Genomic DNA, 25387 nt, shown 5'->3' on the forward strand with positions numbered 1-25387 from the left:
GCGAACCTGTGAGTTGCTCCGTGCGTTAGTAAGAACGTATGAAGCGCTTGATGAGAATTGTTTTAAATTGCGCTGGACGGTTCACTATTTGATCTTGAAAGAATATGGAGTTTGTTTCTCGAGAACTGGAAGAAATCCTTGACGACAAAGCACGTTTTGTAACACCGTTGCTTAAGCAGTTAAAGCGGGATAAAAACAGAGTAGTCTATCTTGTCTCATGTGCCCAAAACAGATTTGTTTTTGTGAGTGAGGTCTTTAAGGATATTACCGGGTACAGTTCATCAGAATTGTTATACAGAGGCCTGGAATTTTGGATCCCTTTGATTCACCCCGAGGACAAGGCAAGGATCATGGAAACCATCATCGAAGGCCATAGGTTGTTGCTCGATCCGACGAGTCTTAAAGAGCCGGACCCAATGCAACTGACGTATAGATTTAGGAGAATGGATGGACAATGGATTTGGTTGGAGGAGACGAAGTGGATTATTCCCGTGGACAAGCACGTGAAAGACTTCGTATTGGGTTCGCTGAGGGATGTGACGCAGCAACGACTGGATGAGGATGTCAAACTCCATCAAAAGGCGATCGCATCCGACAACGAGGATAACCTGCTGAAGGTTGCGCTCGAATACAAGCAAGCCAATAAGAAGCAACTATTGGGTGGCCCACAGTCAAGTGAGTTGGAAAAAAATAAGAGCATAAATTTGTTGACGGCGCGGGAAAGGGAAGTCTTGAAACTAATTGCCGAAGGATTTTCCTCAAAGCAGATTTCCGACAAGCTCTTCATAAGTATCAATACGGTAGAAACACACCGACGACACCTGCTCGCCAAGCTAAACGTAAAGAATTCCATGGAGCTCGTTAAAGAAGCCTCAAGATCGTTCTGGCTTTAGGCCCCCCCAGCGTTTGCATAAGCTATCAAACGCCTTTCCACGCCGTATAAATCACCGATCCCCGTGATTTCATGCGTTGTTCTTTGACGCTATTCTTGTCTCGAAAATTCATTAATCTATTATGGATCGACTTGACAAGAAATTCATCAACACAATCGTAGTGGGAGGCGGCCAGGCCGGTCTGGCAACGGGTTATTATTTAAAACGGAACGGAATTGATTTTGTGATTCTGGATGAAAGCGAATCTCCGGGTGAGGTTTGGAGCAGAAGGTGGGACTCACTTACATTATTTACGCCATCTCAATACAACGGGCTGCCAGGTTATCCATTTCCATCGAAGCGGGGAACCTTTCCTAATAAGTCAGAAGTGGCGAACTATCTCACTCAATATGTTAAGCGATTCACCCTGCCCGTTCGATTTGGGAAAAAAGTAATAAAGGTTATCCCCGACACGAAGTATGCATTTGAGGTTATAACGAACGAAGACAGCTTTTTTTGTGACAACCTCGTGGTGGCCACAGGCAGCAATCAAAGACCAAATTTTCCGGGATTCAAACAGCTCATTAACCCTTCCGTTTTCAGCATACATTCCTCTCAATATAAAAATCCGTCAATGGTGCCGCCAGGTGATGTGTTGGTTGTGGGCGCCGGCAGTTCCGGCGTTCAAATTGCGATCGACCTTGCAAAGACGCATAAAGTGTTTTTGTCGGGCAAACCCACCTTTAAGATTCCCGACTTTGTGTTTAAATACCTCGGCCCTGTTTACTGGTGGTTCATCAATAATTTTATCAATATAAAAACACCCCTGGGGAGGAAAGCGAAAAAGAGTGTCCTTGCGGGTGGGGCGCCGCTCATCAACGTGTCGATGGATGATGTGCATGCTGCCGGAGTGACTCACTTGTCGCGTGTTGCTGGCGTTGACGATAGTCGGCTTAAGTTCGAGGATGGCAGTCTTCGAACATTTAACAGTTTAGTTTGGGCAACTGGCTTTAAGCCCGATTTCTCGTGGATAAATATGAAGCAGGAATTTGAAAATGGCTGGCCGAAAACAACACGAGGAGTTTCGACGGACGTAGAAGGATTATTTTTTGTCGGAATGTTATTTCAATTTGGATTAACATCGGCAATCCTTGGCGGGGTGGGACGTGATGCGAAATATATCTGCAATCAAATTTTGGAGAGAAACCAGGGGCTGTTCACGTCGTCGCCGCAGAGGAAACGAACGTTTTGAAAAACTGGTGATACTTCTCCCTATACCCTAATATCACTATTTCTTGTGATACATAAAGACATAGCGATGTCGCAGCTTTGTTCCTTTAAATATTCAATCCATTAAATATATGAATCAAAAGGAAATTGAAGTTTTAAGAACGGTAGTAGAACGTGGCTTCGGGCTAGCTGACATGAATACGATCGACCGGCTGATAAGCGAAGATGTTGTCGAGCATCAGTTTGGTCGCCTGAATGGAAGAGACGAACTCAAGAAATCGATCCTCGCCATTGCGAATGGATTTTCTGATCGTCAATACGAACTTGTACGGTTTAGCACGGATGGAGACGTGGTTTGGGGACATTTTAAATTTACGGCTACTCATTCAGGAGTATTCTTTGGACATCAACCGACTAACCGGAAAGTATCCATCGATGTAATGGATATAGCCAAAATCTCCAATGGTCAGATCGTCGAGCATTGGGGCGTCCCTGACCGATTTGCATTGCTGGTTCAGATAGGAGCGATCCTGAAGTAGAATATGTTTTTGAACTTTATTCGCTTTTTAAACACGTTCTCTTCAGCGCTGGTAATGGGCGCCGTGTTTGGTGTTTGGCTTGGATTCGATCCCTTCTCCCTGTCGCCGACTGCATACATTGAACAGCAACAAAACTTAATCAGCGCATTGAATGTGCTGATGCCGCGCTTAGGGTTTGTTACCATTATAGTTACTTTAATAAATGCATTTCTAAACAAAAGAAAAAAGATAAAGATGACCTGGCTGATCGTAGCGTCGTTATGTTTTATTGCGGCCGGATTAATTACAGCTTTTGGGAATCAAGTTATTAATGCGGTGGTTATAACGTGGAACCCCGAAAAACCCCCGATAGGATGGATGCGCTATAGAGACGAATGGTGGACATTACATTGCTACCGGACGTTGGCATCCGTTTTAGGGATGACAATCGTGATTTGGATAAATACAAAAACCGACACGATCCCTTAGCTGGGAGTCTCAATTAAACATACAGGTTCGCTTCGCGACATTTTTGTTGACCCCCATTCCTCACGCTCAAGGCAAAAGCTTGGAGTTCGTCAGGATACCAAAAAAAACCCGACGGAGCCGGGCCTGTGTTTTTGATTGCAGAGGAGGAGGGACTACTTTCAGTGATCCCTCAGGTGGGGAGTGTCAAACAAACTCCAAAACACTTCACTTCGCTCGTTTTTGTTTTCCGTATGTCTTCGCTTAAAAAACTGCGTTTTTGGCTCAGCCGTACGAAAAACAAAAAGCCCCGAGTTTCTCGGGGCTGTTTTGAAGTTGCTTGCAGAGGAGGAGGGATTCGAACCCCCGGAACCTTGCGGTTCAACGGTTTTCAAGACCGCCGCATTCGACCGCTCTGCCACTCCTCTTTCGTGTTGCGGTGCATTTTGGGAGTGCAAATCTAGCCGTTTCTAGCTTTCTGGCAAACCCGGGTCCGCAACTTTCTCCTATTTCGTTTCGTCGCCGTAGTCTAAAAACACTTTCTTGATGTCCCTGTCGTCGATCTTGCCCAGGTTTTTGTTGTAGGCGTCCAGTTCCAGCAGCACGATGCGTTGGTCGTTCAGGCTGGCGCGGAGTTTTTCGATGTCCTTGTCAAATTCGGCGCCGCGGCGGTTCATTTTCAGGGCGTATTTGCGCGCAAATTCGTCGCCGTTTGCCTGGATCTTGTTCCGGAGGTCGATGTTGATTTTGATTTTGTCCATGATGCTCTCCTTGCTGCGGCCGATCACTTCGGTAGCTTCCAGAGTACCTAGCGTGAGCACGGTCGTGCCCCCCACGCCGCTAACGGCCTTGGCAGTGGTGGCGTCATCTACAATGATGGGCGTGAAACCTGTCACGGCGCCCAGGCTGGCATTCATGATGCTGCGATTCTTCTTGCCTTTCTTTGCCTTTTTGAAGTCCTGGTTCAATTTCTTTTGATTGATGTCCAGTTGCTGGATCAGCACCATGCAGTCGATGAGGTTGTTACGGTATTTCGAAAACAAGAGCGCGTCTTTCTTGATCATGTTTTCGGTGTCCTGCACTTTGATCTTTATCCTCTTTTGTGTGCGGTTGTTCGATTTGTCGAGCACGAAAAAGGTCAGCTCCGGGGTCAGGGCGGTCTGGGCGTCGTCTACAAATTCGTAGCCGGGTGTCCAGGTAAACTCGTAGAGCAACTGCGTGTTTTCCTTGAAGGCTGTGGTGGGGATGCGCTTGTCGGAGGCGATGAAGCCGGCGCTGCGCACGTTGTCGTCGCCGTTGGGGTCGCTCAGGTAGATGCGCAGGTTCAATGTTTCATCTTCTTTGATGGCAAACACCGTGTCCATGGGCATGATCGTTATTTCCGGCGGCAGGTCCTGTTGCGTTTGGGCCACGCGCAGTTTGCCTCTGGTCTCGGCTTTGTCGGGCTGGTCTTGCACGATGAACTCGAGTGTGATCGGGTTGCTCTTCAGGTTCATGAACTGTGTGCGCGAGGGCGTCCAGGTGAACTGGCCTTGCGACGAGAATGCCGCGCCTTCGGGTAGCTCGGTTTGTGGCGCGCGAAACGACAGCGGGTCGCCATCCTGGTCGTAAACATAGTCGCTGCCGATCTGGTAGGCGTTCTCTTTGCCCTGCTTCACATAGAGCACGGGCAACTCCTCCACTACGGGCGGGCGGTTCACATGCTTCACGGTGAACGTGATCGTTTTGCGTTCGCGCTTGCCGTCGGCAAAGGCGGCTTGGAAGATCACGGAAAAATCTTTCGTCTTCGCCACACGATCCACGAGGTCGAACGACGGCTTCCAGCTAAAATTTCCCAGCGAGTCAAAGCTGATGCCGAGTCCTTCTACACCTTCGATCGAAAAATATTTTTTTACATCCGGGTGACTTTTGACCTGGAAGTTTAATTCCTCATTTTCGTTCAACACATTCCACCCCACTGAGTCGGGGAAGACCAGCTGAACTTGAGCATTTACGGAGAGGGTGGTGATGAGTAGGAGAGCAATGAGATAGAACCGCTTCACAATAGATTTTTAAGATTTTGGAGCGGTAAATTTAACAAGATCAAAATTCTATGATATGCCAACGGTCAAAAAGAAAGGTACAACCAACGACTTTTTCGCAGATGTGTATGAAGTTGCCCGCCTGATTCCCAAAGGCCGTGTCACCAGCTATGGGGCTATAGGCCACTATTTGGGGGCGAAATCGAGTGCACGGATGGTAGGATGGGCCATGCACGGCTGTCCGCGGGATGTGCCTGCCCATCGCGTGGTGAACAGCGCCGGCCTGTTGTCGGGCAAACATCACTTCAAAGACCCCAACAGCATGCAAAAGCGGCTGGAAAAAGAGGGGATCAAGGTTGTTAACGACAAGGTCAAAGACTTCAAAACCGTTTTCTGGGACCCTTCCAAAGAGCTCGCCTTATAGGGCCGTTTACCAAATCAAGAAAATTTTGTCCCGGATCAGGATAATTTTATAACCGACCACCCCAATTCAGCCCAATTTGGGCTTTTCGGTCCGTGGCATAGGGTTTGGCTTGTCTCCGCCAAAGAACGACCCCTATGAAGCTTCTCCACACAATTTTAGTGGTGGCCTTCGTGTTCACCGCTGCCACGGCCTTCGCGTCGGGCAACCATGCCGACGAGACCATCACGGTCGGCAGCACCAAGCATAGGACATTCTTTGTATTCAAGGCGCAGAAAAAATTTGTGGGCGCCACCGTAGAGATCTACGCTTCCAACGGCAACCTGCTCACTGCGCAGAGCCTTGAGCGTCGCAAAATGATCATCGACTTCGGCGGAGCAAGCACGGATACTTATACTATCCGCATCACCAAAGATGGTGCGCGCCGCGAGTATCAATACATAAAACACTAAACTTTTCGCAGGCCCTGTCTAGGCCGGCAAAGTTTAAAGATAGTGGGGTTGGTTTTTTAATCGGGATCGGGCCGTCTTCTCAAAAGGAGATCGGCCTTTTCCTTTTTTAGCCTGTTCCATTCCATCGACACAGAACACGCGGCGCTTGAAGACATTTTATCCATCTCCGTTGTCGTGCTCAGGGCTTTTGCTCGTGGGGCTTTGAGATACCCGGAAATTTCTTGGGATTGGTTAGTTCAACCGGATTGATAACGAGTGTCTGGAGATAAAACTAATATAAACGTAATACGTATAGCCAGTGGTAACAACAAAACTTTATTGAGAACCAACTACAAGCCTACTCAAAACTCAGATAAAATGAAGAAAAGAAATGTTCTTTTATGCCTTGTGCTATTCCTGATGAGCCACTTGGTTTTTGGACAAACTAAACAGGATAGCTTAGAAATCAAACAAGCTGCTCTTGACTATATAGAGTCTCAACACAAGCCAAATCCTAAGCAAATGGACCGGGCACTACACCCCAGAATGGTTAAACGTACGTTTTGGAAAGACAAAGGAACAGGGAAAGACTATGTACGAGAAACGACAACAGAATCTATGATTTTGCTTGCAGAAAGTTATAATAAGAATGGCGACAAATTCCCTTCGTCACCTAAAAAAGAGATTTTTCTGCTCGACGTTTCAGAACGTACTGCCTCTGTAAAATTAATGGCAGACGAATGGATTGACTATATGCACATTGTGAAGCTTAACGGTAGTTGGAAAATTATTAATGTTCTTTGGCAGTATAAAGACACAAAAGAGCATTTATGAAAAGGCTAAACGAATAAACAGCGACGGGCTAATACTACAAAGCCTTCTCCCCATCCCGCGAAACAATCCAAAGCCCGCCAAACGTAATCAACCCATTCAACACCAATATCTCCAGTCCAAACTTATACCCCCCAAACCAAGCCTCCGAATTCGAACTCACCACATATGACAACGCCGGCGACAATACGCAGATCACCGGCACCAACTTATCGCGTACTACCCGCTTCGTAAAAATCCCAAAGGTGAAAAGCCCCAGCAACGGCCCATAGGTATATCCCGCCACATTCAACACGGCATCGATCACCGAGCGTTTATTGATTTCTTTAAACACCACAATGATCAACAAGAACAATAACGAAAATCCCAAATGAACCAAAAACTTCTGCCGCTTCTTCGTCTTCTCATCCTTGTGTTTGAAATCCAGAAAATCAATACAAAAAGATGTCGTCAATCCCGTCAACGCAGAATCTGCGCTGGCGTATGACGATGCCGTTATCCCCAGCAAAAAGAAAACTCCCACCGCCAATCCCAACTCGTTCATCGCCAACGAAGGGAACAACTCGTCGGTGGCCGCCGGAATGGCCAGGTTGTTCGCCGAGCTGTACAAATAGAGTAATGCCCCCAATGCTAAAAACAAAACATTCACGATCACCAGCGTCAGGCTAAACCAGAACATATTTTTCTGCGCCTCCCCCAAATTTTTACACGTCAGATTTTTCTGCATGATCTCCTGGTCCATCCCCGTCATGGTGATGGCAATGAAAGCACCGCCGAGAAACTGTTTCCAAAAAAACATCGTCGAGTTAACGTCGTCGAAGTAGAACACGCGTGTATAAGGCCCGTTCTTCAACGTCGTCACCATTTCCGGCAGCGACCATCCCATGCGCTGCGTGATCTGCCAAACGGCGATGCACACGGCTGTGATCAAAAAGATGGTTTGGAACGAATCGGTCCACACAATGGTCTTCACCCCGCCCTTAAACGTGTAGACCCAAATGAGCACGATGGTCGTCGCCACCGTCACCACAAAGGGTACATGCCACGCATCGAACAGGAACAATTGCAGCACGGTGGCCGCCAGGTACAAACGCAACGAAGAGCCTATCGTGCGCGAGATCAGAAAAAAGAAAGCGCCTGTTTTGTATGACCAAAAACTAAACCGCTGTTCCAGATAAGTATAAATGGAAATCAGGTTCAGCCGGTAATACAACGGCATCAAAACCCCAATGATCACCCAATAGCCCACCAGGTATCCCAACACCACCTGAAAATATCCAAACCCGATTTTTCCCACATTCCCCGGCACCGAGATAAAAGTCACCCCCGACAGCGACGACCCAATCATCCCAAACGCCACCAAATACCACGGCGACTGCCGGTTTGCCGTAAAAAAAGTAGTCGTGTCCGCGCCTCGCGATGTGATCACCGAGATCAAAATAAGCACCCCGAAATACACGATCATGATCGTAACCACCAGCCCAGGAGTCATACTGTAAAGCGTTTTTTCCGATGCCAAGCAATCAGTAAATCCCCTAAAATCCAAATCCGCTTCTCCCGGACGCAACGCAGAACAGCGCCACCCCGCGCGCCTGCCTCAACCCAAACCTGCGCAAATCCCACGCCCTAATGCAAACCCGCACCAAACCCGTTCGGGCGGGCTATCCGTTTCAAGCCCGCACATCCCCTCTATACCCCTCCCATTCCAGGACCCGATTAAACCCATTTGTTGGTGTCCCACCAACAAATCACTCTCCGCATCCCCATGCACTCCGCGCCGTTCCCACCCCTAAAACGCCCACTTTCCCATCCAATTCACCTGGCCAAAAACCCGAAAAATAGCTACCTTTGTATCCTTGAAAATTTCCAGAAAGCCATGAAGCCCGCTTACCAGGAAGAAGTACTTGTAGAGGTATTGGAAGCCACTGAAACCATCGACCAGATGGACCTCGTGGTCTTCAACGACGACGTAAACACCTTCGAACACGTTATCGCCACGCTCATCCGCGTATGCGAGCATACGCCCGAACAGGCGGAGCAGTGCACGCTGCTCATCCATCACAAGGGCAAATGTGCGGTGAAGATGGGCACATTCGATTTCCTCAAGCCGATGCGCGAGGCCATTTGTGAAGCCGGCATCGACGCCAGGATCTTGTAATTTTTGTAAACGCAAACAACCCGGGTGGAATATCCTTCAAAACTCATTGAGAACGCCGTCAACCAGATCGCAAAACTTCCGGGCATCGGCAAAAAAACAGCCCTGCGGCTGGTACTTCACCTCATAAAGGACAAGGAAGAGAACACCCTGGCCCTGGCCGAGGCCCTCACCACGCTGCGCATGCAGATCAAGTTCTGCACCACCTGCCACAACATCTCCGACCACGACATCTGCTCCATCTGCCAAAGCCACCGCCGCGACCGCGCCTTGTTGTGCGTGGTGGAGGATTCCAAGGATGTGATGGCCATTGAAAATACCGCCCAATACAACGGCACCTACCACGTACTCGGCGGCGTCATCTCGCCCATGAACGGCGTGGGCCCAGCCGACCTCAACATCGAGAGTCTCGTGCAGCGGCTGCAGGGCCAGATCGAGATCAAGGAAGTGATCCTTGCCCTCAGCCCCACCATGGAAGGCGACACCACCGCATTCTACATCAACCGGCGCATCAAAGACCTTTCCCTCAAGATCAGCGTCATTGCCCGCGGCGTGCCGGTGGGAGGCGACCTCGAGTATGCCGACGAGATCACGCTGGGCCGCAGCATCATCGGCCGCACGCTCTTCGGCTGAAAAAGACCGTGCAGAATTTCTCGCCGCATTAACTACCTTTCGTTAGTAGAACCTCTTCGAAAATTTCTCCGTTAACACCGGCGGATATTTTCCAACTTCCGATTTTAATTATTTTCTTTGCCCGCTTTCATTTGAACAACTATGACAACAAAACTTTCCAACCGCATCGAAGCCATCCAGGAGTCAGCCACGCTGGCCATGGCGGCAAAGACTCGTGAATTCAAAAACAAGGGCATTGACGTGATCGGCCTTAGCCTGGGCGAGCCCGATTTCAAAACCCCTCAACACATTTGCGAAGCCGCGAAGAAAGCGATCGACGAAGGAAAGTATTTCGCCTATCCTCCCGTGCCCGGCTACCAGGATTTGCGCGAAGCCATTGCCGCCAAGTATCAGAAAGAAAACAACGTACCCTATAAAGCCGAAAACATCGTCGTTTCCAACGGCGCCAAGCAATCCATTGCCAACGCCATGCTGGCACTGCTCAACCCTGGCGACGAATGTGTGGTGTTCTCACCCTACTGGGTAAGCTACGACGCCCTCGTGCGCTTGTCGGAAGGCACGCCCGTTATCGTCAACGGCAAACTCGAAAATGATTTCAAGGTAACGGCCGCTCAACTGGAGGCTGCCATCACGCCCAAGACCAAGCTCATCATCTTCTCGTCGCCTTGCAACCCTACGGGTTCCGTGTTCTCGCGCAAAGAGCTGCAGGACATCGCCACCGTGGTGCTCAAGCACAAAGACATCATCATCATTGCCGACGAGATCTACGAACACATCAACTTCACCGGCGAGCAAGTGAGCATCGCCTCGTTCCCCGGCATGTTCGACCGCACCATCACCGTGAACGGCTTTGCCAAAGGCTATGCCATGACCGGCTGGAGAGTAGGCTACATTGCCGCTCCCAAATGGATCGCCGACGGCTGCAACAAAGTGCAGGGCCAGGTAACGTCCGCCAACTGCTCTATTGCCCAGCGCGCTGCCCTCGCGGCCATCACCGGCGACATCGAGCCTACCAACAAGATGGTAGCCGAATACCGCAACCGTCGCGAGCTGGTCTATAAATTATTGAAAGAACTCCCCGGCGTAAAAACCAACTACCCGGAAGGAGCCTTTTACTTCTTCCCCGACGTGAGCTCCTACTTCGGCAAATCCGACGGCACCACCACCATCAAAAATGGTGATGACTTCTGCATGTGGATGCTCGAAAAAGGCCACGTAGCCCTCGTCCCCGGCGGTGCCTTCGGCGACGACAACTGTGTCCGCCTTTCTTACGCCGCTTCTGAAAGGGATCTGAAAGAAGCACTGAAGCGCATGAAAGATGCGCTGGCCACACTGAAGTAATCAGCGGCGCCCGCCTTTGTTGGTGTTCTTCACCAACAAAAAGATTGGGCGATTGGCGCACCTTCATGGTGCTCCTCCATAAAAAATAATCAGCCCAACGGAACCCATGATGTGGTCCTGTTGGGCTGATGCATTTTTAGGAACGCCATTGCTTTCTATATTCCGGTGATCTCATTCATGTGTCCTCAATTAAATGAAGATAATAAGGCCTCATCAGTTCTATAAAGCACACAAGCACCTTTACAAACTGGTTCCTGTTGGGTTGATCATCGCCGCCATCTACTTTATCTTCCTGCATAAATTCGAAAAAGACGAACGCCCCATGGGTACCTACTATGCCTATCACCTAACGCATGAAGGCGATTCTGCAAAAGCTTTGATTATAGGGCACGACTTGGATTGCGGGTTGATTTCGAAGTACGCCAATTACATGCACGACGGCGCCCCATTGACTGAAGGTAGATTTTCCATGGATACCATTTTGATACCCACGGATGAGCCGGTAGAATTGGTAGGGACGGAGTGTGATTCCACCGTAGGGATCATTAAATTCAAGAACAGGTATTTCCGAAAGTGGGAAAAGGAAGGGAAGCACAACCCACTGTTGAAGAAGGGACTTGTTAGTTTGAAAGACATCCATCCGGCGAAAACGGACTAGAAGGCATTTGGCCCAAGGTAAATGCTGATGGATGAGGAACACCACCGAAGCGGTGGTGAAGAGCCCGGGCAGGCGTCAGCCAATACGACTCCTCAATTGCACGATCTTCTGTTCCATTTGATTAAAAAACTTCGCCCGCTCTTTTTCCCCCGTCGTACTGATTAGCACCGACTTGTTAATGAGATTAATAAGATAATCCTCCGTCTGCTGACAGAAAGGTTCCTGCGTTGTGGTAAGAATGTTCATCGTGTTATAAGGGATAAAGGTTACTCGTTTATCCCCCATCCGAAATAGAATGGTGTTGTCCGCGATCAGCAGATCGTTCTTATAAAGATGAAATTTATTCTCAACACTTGCCTTAAACCCTACACTCGCCCACGAACGAATCTCCTGCACCAGCGCGATGTATTCATTACAAAGCTGTGTCCCATATTTCGGGTCGGCGAAGAATCCGCACTCATGATAAAACTCGATCTGCCGCAACGTCACGTTCAGCGTCTCTTCACTCCATATTTCAATGCGTGGCGTCTCCGTATATCGCTTCCAGATCTTTTCCCCCAGCGCGACCAATTCCCTCGGGATGAGGTCGGGCGAGAACGGTACATTCTGATAGCCTTCTTCTTTCAACACAGAGTTCATCCAAAAGAACATTTTGAAGGGCCCCATCAGCGGCGAATTGAAATAATAGAACACCGGAATGTCTTTCGCGAAATAGATGAGCTGTTTGTCGGCAAAGGGAACCAACATTTCCAGGTTGTTCAACACAGACTTCAGCCATTTATCAAACGTGAAATGCTGCGAATCCACTACCCTGTAGTGAAACGACACCATTTCATTGGAAGGTGACAGCAACGCATCCACCGACACCCCAAAGCGGTTACAAAGCGTCTTCACCTCGTCCAGCGAAAGGATGGTTTCGCCCCGGATGCGGCGGTAGGCGCTGTCGCGGCTGATGTTCAGGATTTCCGAAAGTTCGTCGGCCATGGAAAGATTGGGGGGTAGGCGTTTCTTAACCTGGTCCAAAAAGGCCGATTGGATGTTGTCTGTGAGGATCATTTGCAAATAATACTACTAAAGTTTGCGGCCATTTGCAAAAAATGCAACTCGCGGGGCGTTTCCATCCCTTGTCAGGCAATCGACGGGTTAGTTTCCATTAATATTATTTCGGGGCTAGGAGAATATGCCACGGCCCGGCCCAACCCACCCATTACTTTCGAATCGAAGTTTCTCGCGGCCTTTTGGAGCGGCCGCCCACTGCGCCAGGCAGTACATCTTGAAACACGAAGCGGGGATAAAAGAGGAATGAGGAGGAGAGCGGGGGAGAAGTGTGGGGAATGTTTTCGAGCGCTGGGCGCGGGTCTTCACCAAGCACGAACAAACACCCTTATGAAACCTTATATCTTTCCCACCTTCAGCGAACCGGAGATCTTCCTGTCGCTTTCATCGGAGCCCCGTTCCAATAACCGCTGCACGCTGCTCATCATCGACACCGATGAATCCCTCGCGGCTTCGTTGGCCACCGCTTTCCAAAACAACTACAACGTGCATGTGGCCACCACCAGTGAACACGGCCTCGCCCTCGCGCAGCGCGTTATGCCCGACCTCATCCTTACCGAGCTGATGATGCTGACCAACGAAGGCATGCCGCTCTGTGCCCAGCTCAAACAGCAAAATTGTACCTGCCACATTCCGGTCATCCTCTTGTCGGAACAAACCGACCACTACAGCAGAATGAAAGGCCTCTACCTGGGCGCCGACGATTTTGTGGTCCGTCCTTTCCATTTCCTGGAGCTGCAAATGCGCATCCAAAACCTCATCCAATCGCGCAAAATGCTTCAGCAAAAATATAGCAAGGCCGCCACGCAGCAGACCGCGGTTGCCAACATGCTCTCGGAAGACGAGCGCTTCCTGCAACAAGTGATGGCCGTAGCAGAAAAGAACATAGAGAACAGCAGCTTCAACATCGCCGCTTTTGCCCGCGAAATGGGTCTGAGTCGTGCGCAACTCTACCGCCGCCTCATTGCCGTCACCGGCTATTCCGCCAACGACTTCATGCGCCGCCTCCGTCTGCAGCGCGCCGCCGAAATGCTCCACAAAAAAGTGGGCAACGTCAGCGAAGTCGCCTACCGCGTAGGCTTCACCAGCCTGTCCTACTTCGCCCGCTGCTTCAAAGAACACCACCAAACCTCCCCCAGCGACTACACCCGCCAACCCCAAAGACCCGAAGCAACCGACCGCGTCATCCGGGTGAAATCGAAATCGGAAGTGTGGCATGATTAAGCATCGCTTGGTCAGACGGATATCATTTGGATTAGATCCCAGGATGTAAGAGATACTTCGGATCAAAAAAAGGGAATGAATGAAAGAATAAACTTTTAAAACAGAACCCCTGATATCATCCAAGCCCGAATGGCTTTCCCATCATAGCCCCCAGTGAAACTGGGGGGTAAATTGTATTTTGTTAAAACAACCCGCCTAGACGGGTTATCCCGTTCTATGCACAGACAGCAAATAGACAAGTAACAGCAATTGGGCGGTTCGCAAAAAAAAAATCGATTTGAAGACCTCTTCAAGAGAGGGACGAAAAAACTCAACCCTTAGTTATTCTCAAACTGCTTCTCCAACGGCGCGATCTTCTCCAAGTCATCCAACACCTTCCGGTCGATCGGCGTCTCCTTGATCACGTTATACTCATCCCAAAACTTTTTATTATACGGATAGTCCTGATACTGCAATCCATAATTCCGCATCTTCTCCGTCGTCCCGATCCGCGACAGCGGGTTCGGCAACACATGGTTGATCAGCAAATGCTGCACCAGCTCCGTCTCAAATTTGAATTGATCGGTAGACGCATCATACCACCGCTCCTTCGACGTCACGGTAATATAGTTGAGATACATCTTCCCATCATACCGCTTAAAATCGATCGACTTCTTAAAGGAAACAAACTTGCTCACTAGGTTCCTCCGTTTCTCCTGGCTGTCGCCACTGATCTCGAACTCGAGGTGAAGAATAGAGTAGTCCGCCTTATTGATATACACCTGCAAGAAGAAGTCCTTCGTGTTCGACACCACATAAATTTCCTGGTCGTTATAGAACGAATCTTTTTCCCGTACGATGTTGTTCAGAAATTCATCGTCGGCATCGATCTGGCGATACCGAATGTTGTTGTGGAGCAACAGGTCTTCCAACAGGTTGCGCTGCCCGAAATAGGTGGTGAACTTATTGTCATACCCCAGGCTCTTGCGCACCTCCACCAATTTCACGCGCTCGCGCAGTTTGGATTTGTTGCGCGGCTCTGCATAGTTCTCGTCAAATATTTTTACGGCCGCTTCCAGCAGGCTGATATAGGTGCCGCCTACTTTTTTCACGTCGCGGTAGAAGCCATCGAGCATGAAGGGTTGCATGGGAAAATTTTGTTCCACGCGGCTCAAGGCGATCTGCAGGATCTCGCCCCCGGTGAGCGAGTCGGTCACTACGATCTCCGGCAGCATGGTGGTGGACTTCGACATAAGGATCACCCGGCTTTCGTTTTCCAGCAACGACCAGATCGGGGCCTCAAAATTCTCGTAGCCGATCATGCTGATGACGAGCAGCTCGTTGCGGTATTCCGATGGAAAGTGAAAATCAAATTCCCCATTCAGGTTGGAAATCGTCCCGATAGGTTTGCCCTTGATGCCAATGGAGGCATAGGTTAAAGGCTCCTGTGTTTCATTGTCGAGCACCCGGGCGGAGAGGGTCAATTTTTGCCCGTAGGCGCTAAAAAACAGGAGACTTGCCGCGAAAAGGAGTAGTACCCTCATGAAAAGTCCTCAAAGACGAAAGATGGCCATTTGTGCCCGTCTTTCAAACTCCCTGTAGGATATTCCCCGAAAATGAAGATTTACCCCCGTTAATCTTTCTTTGAACGGGTTTACGTTTCATTCCGTAACTTTAATGTACAATTTGTACCCCTTGAAATTTTTAGAGGACATACCGCGCATTTGGAAGAAAGCCTATCTCTGGCTGTGTTTCTGGTATGCCATAAATTATGGTGTTGGAACGTTCATTGAATGGGAACTGAACACACCACACACCTACATTTTCTGGAATGCCCTCTACCTTTTTGAGGCCCTTTGCCTCCTCATCATCGGCATTTTTTTCTATTCCAATTGGCTGTTCCAGTTCAGCATCTACGTCCAGGTGGCCGGTCACGCCATTGGGGCGACCCTGCACTTCCTGATCATGGGGTCGCTGTCGTATTACCTGGAGAATTATGTAGAAGGCTATATCGGCTGGGACGTGTGGCTGGCACACTTACAAGGGTTGTTGCGCTGGGAGGGGCTGCATTTTCACGATCAATACATCATCACCGTGGGGGTGTATTATGTGATCAGCTACTTCAAGGGTTTGCAGAAGCGGGAGGCCGAAAAAAGCGAGCTGTCGCTGAAGAACCGCGAAATGCAGATCTCGCTGCTGAAGTCGCAGATCAACCCTCATTTTTTGTTCAACACGCTCAACTCGATCAATACGCTGATCGGTTCCAGCAAGGAACAGGCCCGCAAAGTGATCACCCAGCTTTCCGACATCTTCCGCTATGCCCTGGATTCACATGGCGACCAGATGGTGAAGCTTATCCACGAATTGGATTTTATCGACAACTATATTCGCATCCAGCAGGTCCGCTTTGGCGACCGCATGAAGTTTGTGAAGCAGGTGGATTTCACCTGTCTGGGGGTGGAAATCCCGCCCATGATCCTCCAGCCGCTGGTGGAGAACTCCGTAAAATACGGCATCGCCCCCAAAGACGATGGCGGCACCATCATTCTCACCGTGAAGCGCTTTAACAATATGATCTTTTTTGAAGTTAAAGATGACGGGCTGGGCTCCAACGCCAAGAAGGTGATGGATGGCAGCTCCAGCGGCGTGGGCTTGAACAACACCGATCTGCGATTAAAGAGTATCTTCGGACCAGGTTCCGGGCTCCGCATACGGTCAAACGAGTGGGGATATTCCGTGAGCTTCTTCATCCCGTTTGAAGACGCCGAACAGCAAAACCAAGTATCATCAACCATAGACGAATTAAATAGCAAAGCAGTATGAACATAACCTGTGTTATCGTAGACGACGAAAAGTTAGCACGTGATCTTCTCCAGGAATATTTGCAACAGATGCCCAACATCCAGGTGTTGGCCGAAGCCAGCAAGGGAAAGGACGCCGTGGAAACCATCGACAAGTTGAAACCCGACCTCGTGTTTCTCGACGTACAAATGCCCGGCATGACCGGCTTCGACGTGCTCGACGAGATTACGCACGACCCATACGTTATTTTCTGTACGGCCTACGACCAGTACGCCATCAAAGCCTTCGAAAAAAATGCGGTCGACTATATTCTGAAGCCCCTGGACCAGGAGCGCTTCAAGCTCGGCGTGGAGCGGGCCATCAACCGCATGAAGGTGGAACAGAACAACGTGGGCGAACTGCTGCGCAACCTCAAGACCGAAAACAAGACCAGCTACGATTCGCACATCTTCGTGCAAAAATCGGAGAAGCTGCTCAATCTTCCCGTGGAGGAAATTGTTTACCTGGAAGCTTCCGGCGACTACACCATCCTCACGACAAAGAACGATCAGTTTGTCAGCTCTTCGGGTATCGGTAAACTGGAGGAGATTCTGAATCCGGAGACATTCATTCGCGTACACCGCAGTACCATCATCAACATCAACAGCTTGAAAGAAATTGAAAAGCATTTCAACGGCGGTATGGTGGTGAAAATGCTAAACGGCAAGAGCTTCCCGGTGAGCCGGACGTATGCGAAATTGATACGGAAGAAAGTAGTATAAGATTTTTTGATTCAACCCAGATTGGAAGGGCTGTGCCGAGAGGTGCAGTCCTTTTTTTGATTTATAATTTCTCGATCCGCGCGCGTTCTACGTAATGGATCTCCACGTCTTTGCCATGTCCTTTCAAGATGGCCCGCAACTTGGTCTCCATTTCTGTCTGTGCTTTGCTCACAAAGACACCTTGCTCGGCATAGGCGCGGGCGTCGCGCGTGAAGGCATTCATGGCCTGCGAGCGGTCATCCTGGTGCACCCAGTTCCACAAGCCGTGCTCGTCTTGAAACTTCACGTCTGGCATCGGCTCCAGCGACAACAGTTGCGCGTGGGGGAGGGTGACAATAGCTTTTGTGTCGTCGATGGTGATGCTGAACCTTTTATTTAGATCGAAGCCAGCCTTGGCTTCGAACGTTCCAGTGATGTCGATTTTTTTGGTGCTGCCCAGCATCGTATTCGTCCAGGCATAGTGATGTTGGAATTTCTGCGAAAGCGTGGCCACCTCCAGGATGGGAGTTTGTTGTTGCAGCACCACGGTGTTGTTCACGGTGACTTCCGGTGTCACGTGAAAGGCGGCGGCAATGTCGTGGCCAATTTGTTTTGCGCCGGCGTAGCTTTTCTCGGCCAGTCGAGTGGGAATAACCACCACGATAACATAGGCGGTAATAGCCACCGTGATCAGCAACACGATGAGCAATATGATCTTTCGGTTGGAGAACATGCGTGGGGTTTGGGTGGAGGATTATTTTTTGGGTAACACAAATTTCATTCTCACTTTCACCCGGTCGCGCACGGCCTCGTTGGCACGTTTGGTAGGAAACCATTTGGGGCCTTGACGCACCAGGCGCATCACTTCCTCGTCGCATCCAAAGCCGATTCCTTTTACTACGGAGAAGTCCGAAAGCAGTCCGGTTGATTCGACCGTAAATTGAATGGTCACCCGTCCTTCCACTTTATTTTCAATGGCTTGCTGCGGGTAGAGCAGATTTTTTTCAAGGTATTGTTTATAGGCGCGGCGTCCCCCTTCGGGGCTCGCGAGTTCCAGGGCTTCGGCGCGTTCCTCGTCTTTGTCGAAGGCCGGTTGATAACCGGTCACCACCACCTCGCTGAGTTGGGATGCGTCCACATCCAATTGTACGTCTACTTTGGCTTTTTTAGTGTCGACCTCCTGGCTGGTGTAGCCAATGTAGGTGAATGAGAGTTTGTCGTTTTCCTGGAGCGTGATCTGGTAATCACCCGTGGCGTCGGTAACGGTACCGATGCTGGAGCCTTTGATCATTACGTTCACACCGGGCAATCCCTCACCGTCTTCGCCGGTCACGCGCCCGGTCACTACTTTTGGTTTGGTCACTACTTTTGATTCCGTCACAGCCACGCCAGCCATACGGCCCTGCAAGGCTTTGGATAGAGCGATCGTTGAGTCGGCTTGTTGGTTTTTATTGGACGAAACGTATCCATCCAATGTAGAGGGGGCGGCCCGCTCACCTTGCGCTCTCTTTCTTTTGACATCGGATTGCACCAGGGCATCGTCGGCTTGTTCCTTGAGAATGAATTGATCTGCTTTTTCCTCGGGCACTGTGGCAGGCGCACTTTGTGTTGCCGATTCGGTTTTTGCCACTTGTGCCTGCTCCTCAGTTTCAGTGGCCCTGTACTCTGCTCCACTGGCGTCACCGGATGCGGGGGCTTCCAAAACTATCGGTGAGGGTTTCTGGTTTTCGTCGGATAGCGAAAAGGTTAAATTTTCCTGAGATGGCGGAGCTTGCGCCTGTGAAGGTTTCTCCTCGGCCGGCGTAGGAGCCGGTTCTTTTTTTGGAGGAGCCGGTGTTATTTTTTTATCTAGGTCCAGGTCCTGGATCATCGACAAATCTTCCCTTTTGTTCCGTGAGGAGAGTTGAAAAATGATCACGGAGGCCACGGCCACAACGGCAAGCCCCGCGGCAATGCGCGCGCTCCATACCCAAAGCGAAACGACTTTCTTTTCTTCTTTTCTGACGATGCGTTGTTGGAGTGCACGCTGCAGATCAAGCAGATCGGCCTCGAATTCCGGAGGCTCGATTTCACTGGCGCCTTCCAGGGCATCGGCCAAAAAAGGATCGCTCAGCGCCTTTTTTTCGAGCGCGTGCATTTCTGCGGGGCTGAGTTCGCCTTTCAGGTATTTGTCGATATCGTTTTTCAGGTCAGCCATGTTGCTCCATGCAGAGCTTCAGGTTGCGTTTTCCGTTTTGAATATAACTCTTCACTTTGTTTGCATCGTAACCGGTCAGGTCGCCGATGTCTTTATAACACTTTTGCTGAAGATAAAACAACTCCACACACCGTTTCTGTTCAGCGGCCAGCGTGCCGATGCACTTTTCCAGTTGCGAAAGGTTGGCCTCCAGGTCCGGTTCCTCTTCCAGATGCAAAGCGGGGCTGTCTTCCATAAGAAAAGGCGAAATTTCTTCGAAATTCTTGCCTTTTCGGGCCCTGAGCTGCATCAGGCAGTGGTTTCGGGCCGTCACATAGAGCCAGCTCTTAAAATGAGCAACGTCGTGTTCCTTTAAACTGTTTACCAGCTTTTCGAATATCTGCATCACCGCATCGCGGCTTTCCTCCCTGTCTTTCAGGTACTTCAGACACACTCCGTAGGTGAGCGACATGTAGCGGTTATACAATTCCCCCAAAATATCCAGCGCGCCCGACACCTTATAGTGTTGGATCAGCTCGGCGTCGGTCGACGCCTTATATTCTTTGGGAGAAAGCATTTTTGAAAAATAGTAAAAAAATAATTGGATGCTTTATGGAATCGGAAGACCGGCATCATCTCAGTAGCAAACAAAATCATTTTGCTATGAAAAAGTCAATCTGGATGCTCGTCGCGCTGTTCGTGGTCTCGGCCGGCTTTATGGCCCCACCCCAAACCCGCACCATTACTGGTAAGGTCACGGCCGCCACCGGGGGAAGTCCCATCATGGGCGCCACGGTTATATTGAAAGGCTCGGCCAGCGGAACCACGACTAATGTGGAAGGAAAGTATAGTATAGTGGTGCCGGTAAACGGCGGAACGTTGGTGGTTTCGTTTTTGGGCTACAAAGCTAAGGAGGTGAAGATTGGTTCGGAAAATATTCTAGACATTAAACTCGATGAGGATATTACCAAGTTACAGGAGCTCGTCGTGAAGGAAGACGAAAAGGCATTGCCGTCAGTTCATGTAGAGCAGGTGTTGCAAGGCCGGGCGGCGGGAGTACAGATCAGGGGCACGCGTTCGATGCATCGCAATAAGAGTGAAGTAGCGCCCTCGATGGGCTATGTAGCTGCAGACTATGAAGAGCAACAATCCCAATGGAACACCGAAGAATACGACGCCATAAACGAAAATATTTTTCACGACGCGTTAAAGAATCCACTGTCCACTTTTTCGATCGATGTGGATGCCGCTTCCTACAACAACGTGCGTCGCTTCATCAACAATGGCCAGCGCCCTCCGAAAGACGCTGTGCGCATCGAGGAGATGATCAATTATTTCGACTACGACTATGATCAGCCAAAAGGCGACGACCCCTTTGCCGTGATCACCGAAATATCGACCGCACCCTGGAATGCCAAACACAAACTGGTGCACGTCGGATTGCAGGGAAAGAAAATCCCGACCGACAATCTGCCGCCCTCCAACCTCGTGTTCCTCATCGATGTGTCGGGCTCCATGGACGAACCCAACAAGCTTCCGTTGCTGAAAACATCATTCAAAATGTTGGTGGAACAATTACGCGAACAAGATCACGTGGCCATCGTGGTATATGCTGGCGCAGCGGGATTGGTATTGGAACCCACCTCGGGCGCAGATAAGAAAACGATCATCGCAGCCCTCGACAATCTCCAGGCTGGCGGCTCGACGGCTGGCGGTGCCGGCATCCAATTGGCCTATGCCACGGCCAAAAAACATTTCAAGGCCGGCGGCAACAACCGCGTGATCCTGGCTACCGACGGCGACTTCAACATCGGCGAATCCAGCAATGCGTCCATGGAACGTTTGATCGAAGAGAAAAGAAAAGACGGCGTGTTCCTCACCGTGCTGGGCTTTGGCATGGGCAACTACAAAGATTCCAAAATGGAGATCCTGTCCGACAAAGGCAATGGCAACTATGCTTACATCGACAACATCACCGAAGCGCGCAAGGTGCTGGTGAATGAATTTGGCGGCACGTTGTTTGCCATCGCTAAAGATGTGAAGCTTCAACTCGAGTTCAACCCTGCAAAAGTGAAAGCCTACCGTCTTATCGGCTATGAGAACCGCATGCTGAAAAGCGAAGACTTCAACAACGATAAAAAAGATGCCGGCGAATTGGGCTCAGGCCATACGGTCACTGCTCTTTATGAGATCATCCCCGTGGGCGTGGAGAGCGAGTTCTACAAAATAGACGATCTGAAATACCAAACTGCGCAGGTAAACAAGTCGGCCAACACTTCCAAAGAATTGCTGACCATCAAACTTCGCTATAAAAAACCTGACGAAGACGTGAGCAAGCTCATCGTACACCCCCTGGTGGACGACAACACGCCACTGGCAAAGACCACTGACAATTTCCGCTGGTCGGCTTCGGTGGCTTCCTTCGGCATGCTGCTGCGCGAATCGGAATATGTCAATCATTTCACATACGACCAAGTGGTACAAATGGCACAGGGTGCCAGGGGCGAGGATAAGGAAGGGTACCGTATCGAGTTTATCAACATGGTGAAAGCCTTCGGATCAACGGCAAGCTCTGGCCGGCATTAGAAGGCGCCATGTTGATTAAATAACTTACCGTTGCCCTAGCCTATCGTTGCCTGTAACACCCGGGCCTGTCTCAAAAGCGCGAGTTTTTTGGACAGGCTTTTTTTATGACGCTTGTTTTAATTGCCGTCAACGCGGACCTTTGCAGGCATTACTACACCCAATGGTCAACATCAGCGCGGTCATCATCACGTTCAACGAAGAAAAAAGGATCGGCCGTTGCATCGACTCCGTGCGCAAAGTGGCCGACGAAGTGGTGGTCGTCGATTCATTCTCCCAAGACCGCACACGTGAAATATGCCTGGCGAAAGGCGTCACGTTCGTCGAACATCCCTTCACGGGGTTTACGGCACAAAAGAAATTCTCCGTCACGCAAGCTGCCCACCATTATATTTTGGCGCTGGATGCGGATGAATACCTGTCGCCGGAACTGGAACAGTCCATCCTCCAGATAAAATCAAACTGGACAGCCGATGCCTACGACTTCAACCGGCTGAATAGTTATGCCGGCAAATGGATAAAGTCCAGCGGTTGGTATCCCGACCGCAAGATCCGGTTGTGGGACAGGCGCAAGGGCAATTGGGCCGGTGGCAAAGTCCACGAAACGGTGACGATGCAGTCCGGTGCAAAAAAGGCGACGCTAAAAGGAGACCTGTTGCACGAGGCGTATCAAAATGCTTCACAGTTGATCCGCAAAATGCAACTGCAGTATGCCGACCTCTATGCCGAAGAACACGCCTTTCGCAAAACCGTCACGCCCTTCAAGATCTTCTATAAAACCGTGGCAGCATTCTTCAAAAGCTATGTCTTGAACGGCGGTATTTTTGATGGATACGAAGGCCTGCTCATCTCGGGTTCAAATGCCAACGGCGTATTCTATAAATATGCCAAGCTGCTCGAGCGCAACCGCTCACTTAAATTGTCACTCATCATCACCACCAACGAAACCGCGGCACTTCAGAAAATTTTTCAAAGCCTCAAAACCCAAACCGTTTTGCCCGACGAAGTGGTCACTCAGAAATTGACCGGAGAACAGCGCGACGTCGTGAAGGCGTATCAGGAAAGTTTGGCGATCTCGTTTGTGCAATCTGATGATGATAACATGCTGAGCGGGGCCACGGAAGAATACGTTTTATGGATCGAAGGGCCGGCAGATCTTTCCGAAGAAACCATCGCCCTGCACAAACAATACGCCCGGAAAGACAAAGCCCTCGTCGACGGCCGTTCAAAAAAAGGAACGATGATCTCTTTTTGGCGGGACGAAGCAGGCGCCGGAGCTCCGGACACAGCAAAGCCTTGGATCGAACATTTGAAACAGCGTTCTGTTTCCTTTTATGAATTGAAAAAAGGTGTGTGGGGCTACGGCGTCAACCGTACTTCTGCACCGGATATAAACTGAGCAAGCGAGAGCGATGAATTTACTCTACATAACGTTTGGCCCCCGACTCGAGATCCACCACCAGGCAGCGTTCTCTATGCTGAGCTTCCTCACGCAAAAAGAGCACGTCCATTCCATAACCCTCATCACCGACGCGCCCGAATTCTACGGCCATGTCCGCGATCACATCGAATTGATTGCCATCACGCCCGACACTTTGAAGGAATGGCGGGGTCCGCATGATTTTTTCTGGCGCATCAAGATCAAAGCCCTCGAACACCTCGCCCTGAAGTTGGGTGAGAAGCCCATGGTTTATCTTGACACCGATACGTTTTTATTTGGCGACGGTGCCGCCCTGGCCAAGCGCCTGAGCACGGAATCTTTCATGCACGAGAATGAAGGTGCGCTGGCAACGCTCAAAACAAAAACAGAACGACGCATGGCCGCCCAAATCGTGGGCAAGGCATTTGGTGGTGTGACGATCCGCGGCGATCATGCCATGTGGAATGCCGGCGTGGTGGCGGTGCCCGGCACAAATAATTTGAAGGCAATTCAACTGGCGCTTGCCATTTGCGATGATATGTGCGCCGCCGATGTGGAGCGCCGGCTGGTAGAACAATTTGCCCTTGCGGTGGCGCTCGCCGAAAGTTATCCCTTGCATGCCGGTGCCGATTTCATCGGACACTATTGGGGAAACAAGGCGGGATGGAACGAAGTGATCACAAAATTTTTTGTAGAAAGTTATCTACGAAAATCAACCCTCGACAAAGAGCTCGAGGCCCTTCGCACATTCGACTTTTTCAGTGAGCCGCTGCGCACACGACGGAGCAGTGCACATGCCCGCTGGGTTAGGATGCTGGATGGTCTGTACCCACCCAAAGGGGTCGTTTACGTCACGCAACCGGAAGGGGATGTAAACCGGAAAAAAGGGAGATAAACGGAGGGTTTCGGCCACTGGATTGCAGAATCGTATTTTTTAGGACTATCTTTTTACTATTTTTAGGCCCACATGGAACTAGAAGAGGCCCCGAAACAGCATTACTCAGAGGAGGAGAAACAAAACATCTTCAACAATGAGTTTATGCCCCATATACATTCAATGTACAACTTTGGTTACCGGCTCACGCTGGACCAGGACGATTCGAAAGACCTGGTGCAGGACACGTACCTGAAGGCCTATCGATTCATTGAATCTTTTCAGAAAGGAACTAACGCGAAGGCATGGCTGTTTCGAATTTTAAAAAACAGCTTCATTAATGACTACCGGAAGAAGAGTAAGGAGCCTTCGAAGGTAGACTACCAGGAGGTTGAGACGTATTATAACTCCGAAGAGGTTGACCGGCAAATAACGCCCGATCTGCGTGTGGAGGCGCTGAAAGATATGATCGGCGATGAGATATCAAATGCCCTCAACGCGCTCGACGTAGATTTCAGAACTGTGATCATATTATGTGATCTCGAAGGTTTTAAATATGATGAGATGGCCAAGATACTGGACATCCCCATTGGAACCGTTCGAAGCCGGTTACACCGGGCAAGAAACTTACTGAAAGAAAAATTAAGCGAGTACGCGAAACAAATGGGTTATAAAACTACCTGAACCATGAGTAATTCCGATCAGAGTCATATGAAGCAAGACTGTTCGAACAAACGAGAGTGTCTGGAGATGTTACAACTCATCCTGGATGGCGAAGCCACCCACGAACAGAAAGAAGAATTTCTCAAGCATCACCTCGACGAATGCTTGCCCTGCTATAAAAACTATCACCTTGAAATGAAGATCAAGGAGTTGCTCAAATCAAAATGCTGTGGCGGCCAGGCGCCTTCCGACCTGGTGGAGCAAATCAAAAGTAAAATCGGCGCAGCATAATTC

The 25387-nt window shown here is 49.9% G+C and carries 26 protein-coding genes and 1 tRNA gene; 19 read left to right on the plus strand and 8 right to left on the minus strand.

Annotation, left to right across the window (positions count from 1 at the left end):
- Positions 1-104 precede the first annotated feature (104 nt).
- The 4 genes from D4L85_RS34735 to D4L85_RS10655 all read left to right on the plus strand — a co-directional run bounded on the left by D4L85_RS34735 (position 105) and on the right by D4L85_RS10655 (position 3109).
- Positions 105-893 carry a LuxR C-terminal-related transcriptional regulator gene (locus D4L85_RS34735; RefSeq protein WP_119754301.1) on the plus strand — a complete coding sequence of 263 codons (789 nt, stop codon included), beginning with the start codon at positions 105-107 and terminating at the stop codon, positions 891-893.
- Between the two features lie 121 nt (positions 894-1014).
- Positions 1015-2124: a flavin-containing monooxygenase gene (locus D4L85_RS10645; RefSeq protein ID WP_119754302.1), complete on the plus strand. Its 1110-nt coding sequence runs from the start codon at positions 1015-1017 to the stop codon at positions 2122-2124.
- Between the two features lie 109 nt (positions 2125-2233).
- Complete coding sequence (locus tag D4L85_RS10650; RefSeq protein ID WP_119754303.1) at positions 2234-2641, plus strand: ester cyclase; 408 nt, start codon at positions 2234-2236, stop codon at positions 2639-2641.
- A 9-nt stretch (positions 2642-2650) separates the two neighbouring features.
- Positions 2651-3109, plus strand: a complete 459-nt coding sequence (locus D4L85_RS10655) for an anthrone oxygenase family protein (RefSeq protein ID WP_160143656.1) — start codon at positions 2651-2653, stop codon at positions 3107-3109.
- 319 nt (positions 3110-3428) lie between these two features.
- Here the strand turns inward: D4L85_RS10655 and D4L85_RS10660 are convergent.
- Positions 3429-3513, minus strand: a tRNA-Ser gene (locus D4L85_RS10660).
- 78 nt (positions 3514-3591) lie between these two features.
- Positions 3592-5127: a putative Ig domain-containing protein gene (locus tag D4L85_RS10665; RefSeq protein ID WP_119754305.1), complete on the minus strand. Its 1536-nt coding sequence runs from the start codon at positions 5125-5127 to the stop codon at positions 3592-3594.
- Between the two features lie 55 nt (positions 5128-5182).
- Here D4L85_RS10665 and D4L85_RS10670 point away from each other — a divergent pair, with 55 nt between their 5' ends.
- The 3 genes from D4L85_RS10670 (at position 5183) to D4L85_RS10680 (ending at position 6792) form a co-directional block, all read left to right on the plus strand.
- Entirely contained in the window at positions 5183-5530 is a 348-nt protein-coding gene (locus D4L85_RS10670; RefSeq protein WP_073134248.1) for an MGMT family protein, read from the plus strand.
- Positions 5531-5664: 134 nt separating this feature from the next.
- Positions 5665-5979, plus strand: a complete 315-nt coding sequence (locus D4L85_RS10675) for a hypothetical protein (protein WP_160143657.1) — start codon at positions 5665-5667, stop codon at positions 5977-5979.
- A 357-nt stretch (positions 5980-6336) separates the two neighbouring features.
- On the plus strand, positions 6337-6792 hold the full coding sequence (locus tag D4L85_RS10680) for a nuclear transport factor 2 family protein (protein ID WP_119758736.1): 456 nt from the start codon (positions 6337-6339) through the stop codon (positions 6790-6792).
- A gap of 34 nt (positions 6793-6826) precedes the next feature.
- Here the strand turns inward: D4L85_RS10680 and D4L85_RS10685 are convergent, their stop codons facing one another.
- Complete coding sequence (locus D4L85_RS10685) at positions 6827-8281, minus strand: sodium:solute symporter (RefSeq protein WP_119758737.1); 1455 nt, start codon at positions 8279-8281, stop codon at positions 6827-6829.
- Between the two features lie 384 nt (positions 8282-8665).
- Here D4L85_RS10685 and D4L85_RS10690 point away from each other — a divergent pair, with 384 nt between their 5' ends.
- The 4 genes from D4L85_RS10690 to D4L85_RS10705 all read left to right on the plus strand — a co-directional run bounded on the left by D4L85_RS10690 (position 8666) and on the right by D4L85_RS10705 (position 11576).
- Positions 8666-8947, plus strand: a complete 282-nt coding sequence (locus D4L85_RS10690; protein ID WP_119754307.1) for an ATP-dependent Clp protease adaptor ClpS — start codon at positions 8666-8668, stop codon at positions 8945-8947.
- Positions 8948-8971: 24 nt separating this feature from the next.
- Positions 8972-9577, plus strand: a complete 606-nt coding sequence (recR, locus tag D4L85_RS10695) for a recombination mediator RecR (RefSeq protein WP_119754308.1) — start codon at positions 8972-8974, stop codon at positions 9575-9577.
- Positions 9578-9718: 141 nt separating this feature from the next.
- Positions 9719-10918 (plus strand): pyridoxal phosphate-dependent aminotransferase, encoded by a 1200-nt coding sequence (locus D4L85_RS10700; protein ID WP_119754309.1) that lies wholly within the window; start codon positions 9719-9721, stop codon positions 10916-10918.
- A gap of 193 nt (positions 10919-11111) precedes the next feature.
- Complete coding sequence (locus tag D4L85_RS10705) at positions 11112-11576, plus strand: hypothetical protein (RefSeq protein ID WP_119754310.1); 465 nt, start codon at positions 11112-11114, stop codon at positions 11574-11576.
- A gap of 75 nt (positions 11577-11651) precedes the next feature.
- Here the strand turns inward: D4L85_RS10705 and D4L85_RS10710 are convergent, their stop codons facing one another.
- The gene (locus D4L85_RS10710; protein WP_119754311.1) at positions 11652-12632 is read right to left on the minus strand and encodes a helix-turn-helix domain-containing protein; all 981 of its coding nucleotides are present in this window, start codon (positions 12630-12632) and stop codon (positions 11652-11654) included.
- 330 nt (positions 12633-12962) lie between these two features.
- Between D4L85_RS10710 and D4L85_RS10715 the strand changes: the two genes are divergently transcribed.
- Positions 12963-13856: a response regulator transcription factor gene (locus D4L85_RS10715; RefSeq protein WP_160143658.1), complete on the plus strand. Its 894-nt coding sequence runs from the start codon at positions 12963-12965 to the stop codon at positions 13854-13856.
- Positions 13857-14173: 317 nt separating this feature from the next.
- Here the strand turns inward: D4L85_RS10715 and D4L85_RS10720 are convergent, their stop codons facing one another.
- Entirely contained in the window at positions 14174-15379 is a 1206-nt protein-coding gene (locus D4L85_RS10720) for a carboxypeptidase-like regulatory domain-containing protein (protein ID WP_119754313.1), read from the minus strand.
- Between the two features lie 151 nt (positions 15380-15530).
- Here D4L85_RS10720 and D4L85_RS10725 point away from each other — a divergent pair, with 151 nt between their 5' ends.
- Both D4L85_RS10725 and D4L85_RS10730 read left to right on the plus strand, forming a co-directional pair.
- A complete protein-coding gene (locus tag D4L85_RS10725; RefSeq protein ID WP_160143659.1) occupies positions 15531-16658 on the plus strand; it encodes a sensor histidine kinase in 1128 nt (375 codons plus the stop codon).
- Positions 16655-17398, plus strand: a complete 744-nt coding sequence (locus D4L85_RS10730; RefSeq protein ID WP_073134231.1) for a LytR/AlgR family response regulator transcription factor — start codon at positions 16655-16657, stop codon at positions 17396-17398. Before D4L85_RS10725 ends, D4L85_RS10730 begins: the two co-directional genes overlap by 4 nt.
- Before the next feature lie 61 nt (positions 17399-17459).
- Here the strand turns inward: D4L85_RS10730 and D4L85_RS10735 are convergent, their stop codons facing one another.
- The 3 genes from D4L85_RS10735 to D4L85_RS10745 are packed head-to-tail and all read right to left on the minus strand — an operon-like array spanning position 17460 to position 20130.
- Complete coding sequence (locus D4L85_RS10735) at positions 17460-18110, minus strand: DUF4230 domain-containing protein (protein WP_119754314.1); 651 nt, start codon at positions 18108-18110, stop codon at positions 17460-17462.
- 21 nt (positions 18111-18131) lie between these two features.
- Positions 18132-19574, minus strand: a complete 1443-nt coding sequence (locus D4L85_RS10740) for an energy transducer TonB (protein ID WP_119754315.1) — start codon at positions 19572-19574, stop codon at positions 18132-18134.
- Complete coding sequence (locus D4L85_RS10745; RefSeq protein WP_119754316.1) at positions 19567-20130, minus strand: RNA polymerase sigma factor; 564 nt, start codon at positions 20128-20130, stop codon at positions 19567-19569. Before D4L85_RS10745 ends, D4L85_RS10740 begins: the two co-directional genes overlap by 8 nt.
- 86 nt (positions 20131-20216) lie before the next feature.
- On the opposite strand from D4L85_RS10745, the gene D4L85_RS10750 reads away from it, so the two are divergent.
- From D4L85_RS10750 to rsrA, 5 genes are all read left to right on the plus strand, one after another.
- Complete coding sequence (locus D4L85_RS10750) at positions 20217-22139, plus strand: vWA domain-containing protein (RefSeq protein WP_119758738.1); 1923 nt, start codon at positions 20217-20219, stop codon at positions 22137-22139.
- 160 nt (positions 22140-22299) lie between these two features.
- A complete protein-coding gene (locus tag D4L85_RS10755) occupies positions 22300-23535 on the plus strand; it encodes a glycosyltransferase family 2 protein (protein WP_119754317.1) in 1236 nt (411 codons plus the stop codon).
- Between the two features lie 13 nt (positions 23536-23548).
- Positions 23549-24451, plus strand: a complete 903-nt coding sequence (locus D4L85_RS10760) for a hypothetical protein (RefSeq protein WP_160143660.1) — start codon at positions 23549-23551, stop codon at positions 24449-24451.
- A 72-nt stretch (positions 24452-24523) separates the two neighbouring features.
- Positions 24524-25114 (plus strand): sigma-70 family RNA polymerase sigma factor, encoded by a 591-nt coding sequence (locus D4L85_RS10765; RefSeq protein WP_073134221.1) that lies wholly within the window; start codon positions 24524-24526, stop codon positions 25112-25114.
- 3 nt (positions 25115-25117) lie between these two features.
- Positions 25118-25384 (plus strand): mycothiol system anti-sigma-R factor, encoded by a 267-nt coding sequence (rsrA, locus tag D4L85_RS10770; RefSeq protein WP_228450847.1) that lies wholly within the window; start codon positions 25118-25120, stop codon positions 25382-25384.
- The last annotated feature ends 3 nt before the right edge of the window (positions 25385-25387 follow it).

This window comes from Chryseolinea soli, assembly GCF_003589925.1.
Lineage (GTDB): Bacteria > Bacteroidota > Bacteroidia > Cytophagales > Cyclobacteriaceae > Chryseolinea > Chryseolinea soli.

Coding starts and splice junctions, on each gene's coding strand:
- D4L85_RS10720 (WP_119754313.1), bottom strand. CDS start 15,379: ATGAGGGTACTACTCCTTTTCGCGGCAAGTCTCCTGTTTTTTAGCGCC.
- D4L85_RS10735 (WP_119754314.1), bottom strand. CDS start 18,110: ATGTTCTCCAACCGAAAGATCATATTGCTCATCGTGTTGCTGATCACG.
- D4L85_RS10700 (WP_119754309.1), top strand. CDS start 9,719: ATGACAACAAAACTTTCCAACCGCATCGAAGCCATCCAGGAGTCAGCC.
- rsrA (WP_228450847.1), top strand. CDS start 25,118: ATGAGTAATTCCGATCAGAGTCATATGAAGCAAGACTGTTCGAACAAA.
- D4L85_RS10745 (WP_119754316.1), bottom strand. CDS start 20,130: ATGCTTTCTCCCAAAGAATATAAGGCGTCGACCGACGCCGAGCTGATC.
- D4L85_RS10680 (WP_119758736.1), top strand. CDS start 6,337: ATGAAGAAAAGAAATGTTCTTTTATGCCTTGTGCTATTCCTGATGAGC.
- D4L85_RS10730 (WP_073134231.1), top strand. CDS start 16,655: ATGAACATAACCTGTGTTATCGTAGACGACGAAAAGTTAGCACGTGAT.
- D4L85_RS10690 (WP_119754307.1), top strand. CDS start 8,666: ATGAAGCCCGCTTACCAGGAAGAAGTACTTGTAGAGGTATTGGAAGCC.
- D4L85_RS10670 (WP_073134248.1), top strand. CDS start 5,183: ATGCCAACGGTCAAAAAGAAAGGTACAACCAACGACTTTTTCGCAGAT.
- D4L85_RS10755 (WP_119754317.1), top strand. CDS start 22,300: ATGGTCAACATCAGCGCGGTCATCATCACGTTCAACGAAGAAAAAAGG.
- D4L85_RS10750 (WP_119758738.1), top strand. CDS start 20,217: ATGAAAAAGTCAATCTGGATGCTCGTCGCGCTGTTCGTGGTCTCGGCC.
- D4L85_RS10710 (WP_119754311.1), bottom strand. CDS start 12,632: ATGATCCTCACAGACAACATCCAATCGGCCTTTTTGGACCAGGTTAAG.
- D4L85_RS10760 (WP_160143660.1), top strand. CDS start 23,549: ATGAATTTACTCTACATAACGTTTGGCCCCCGACTCGAGATCCACCAC.
- D4L85_RS34735 (WP_119754301.1), top strand. CDS start 105: ATGGAGTTTGTTTCTCGAGAACTGGAAGAAATCCTTGACGACAAAGCA.
- D4L85_RS10740 (WP_119754315.1), bottom strand. CDS start 19,574: ATGGCTGACCTGAAAAACGATATCGACAAATACCTGAAAGGCGAACTC.
- D4L85_RS10685 (WP_119758737.1), bottom strand. CDS start 8,281: ATGACTCCTGGGCTGGTGGTTACGATCATGATCGTGTATTTCGGGGTG.
- D4L85_RS10675 (WP_160143657.1), top strand. CDS start 5,665: ATGAAGCTTCTCCACACAATTTTAGTGGTGGCCTTCGTGTTCACCGCT.
- D4L85_RS10645 (WP_119754302.1), top strand. CDS start 1,015: ATGGATCGACTTGACAAGAAATTCATCAACACAATCGTAGTGGGAGGC.
- D4L85_RS10705 (WP_119754310.1), top strand. CDS start 11,112: ATGAAGATAATAAGGCCTCATCAGTTCTATAAAGCACACAAGCACCTT.
- D4L85_RS10715 (WP_160143658.1), top strand. CDS start 12,963: ATGAAACCTTATATCTTTCCCACCTTCAGCGAACCGGAGATCTTCCTG.
- D4L85_RS10650 (WP_119754303.1), top strand. CDS start 2,234: ATGAATCAAAAGGAAATTGAAGTTTTAAGAACGGTAGTAGAACGTGGC.
- D4L85_RS10765 (WP_073134221.1), top strand. CDS start 24,524: ATGGAACTAGAAGAGGCCCCGAAACAGCATTACTCAGAGGAGGAGAAA.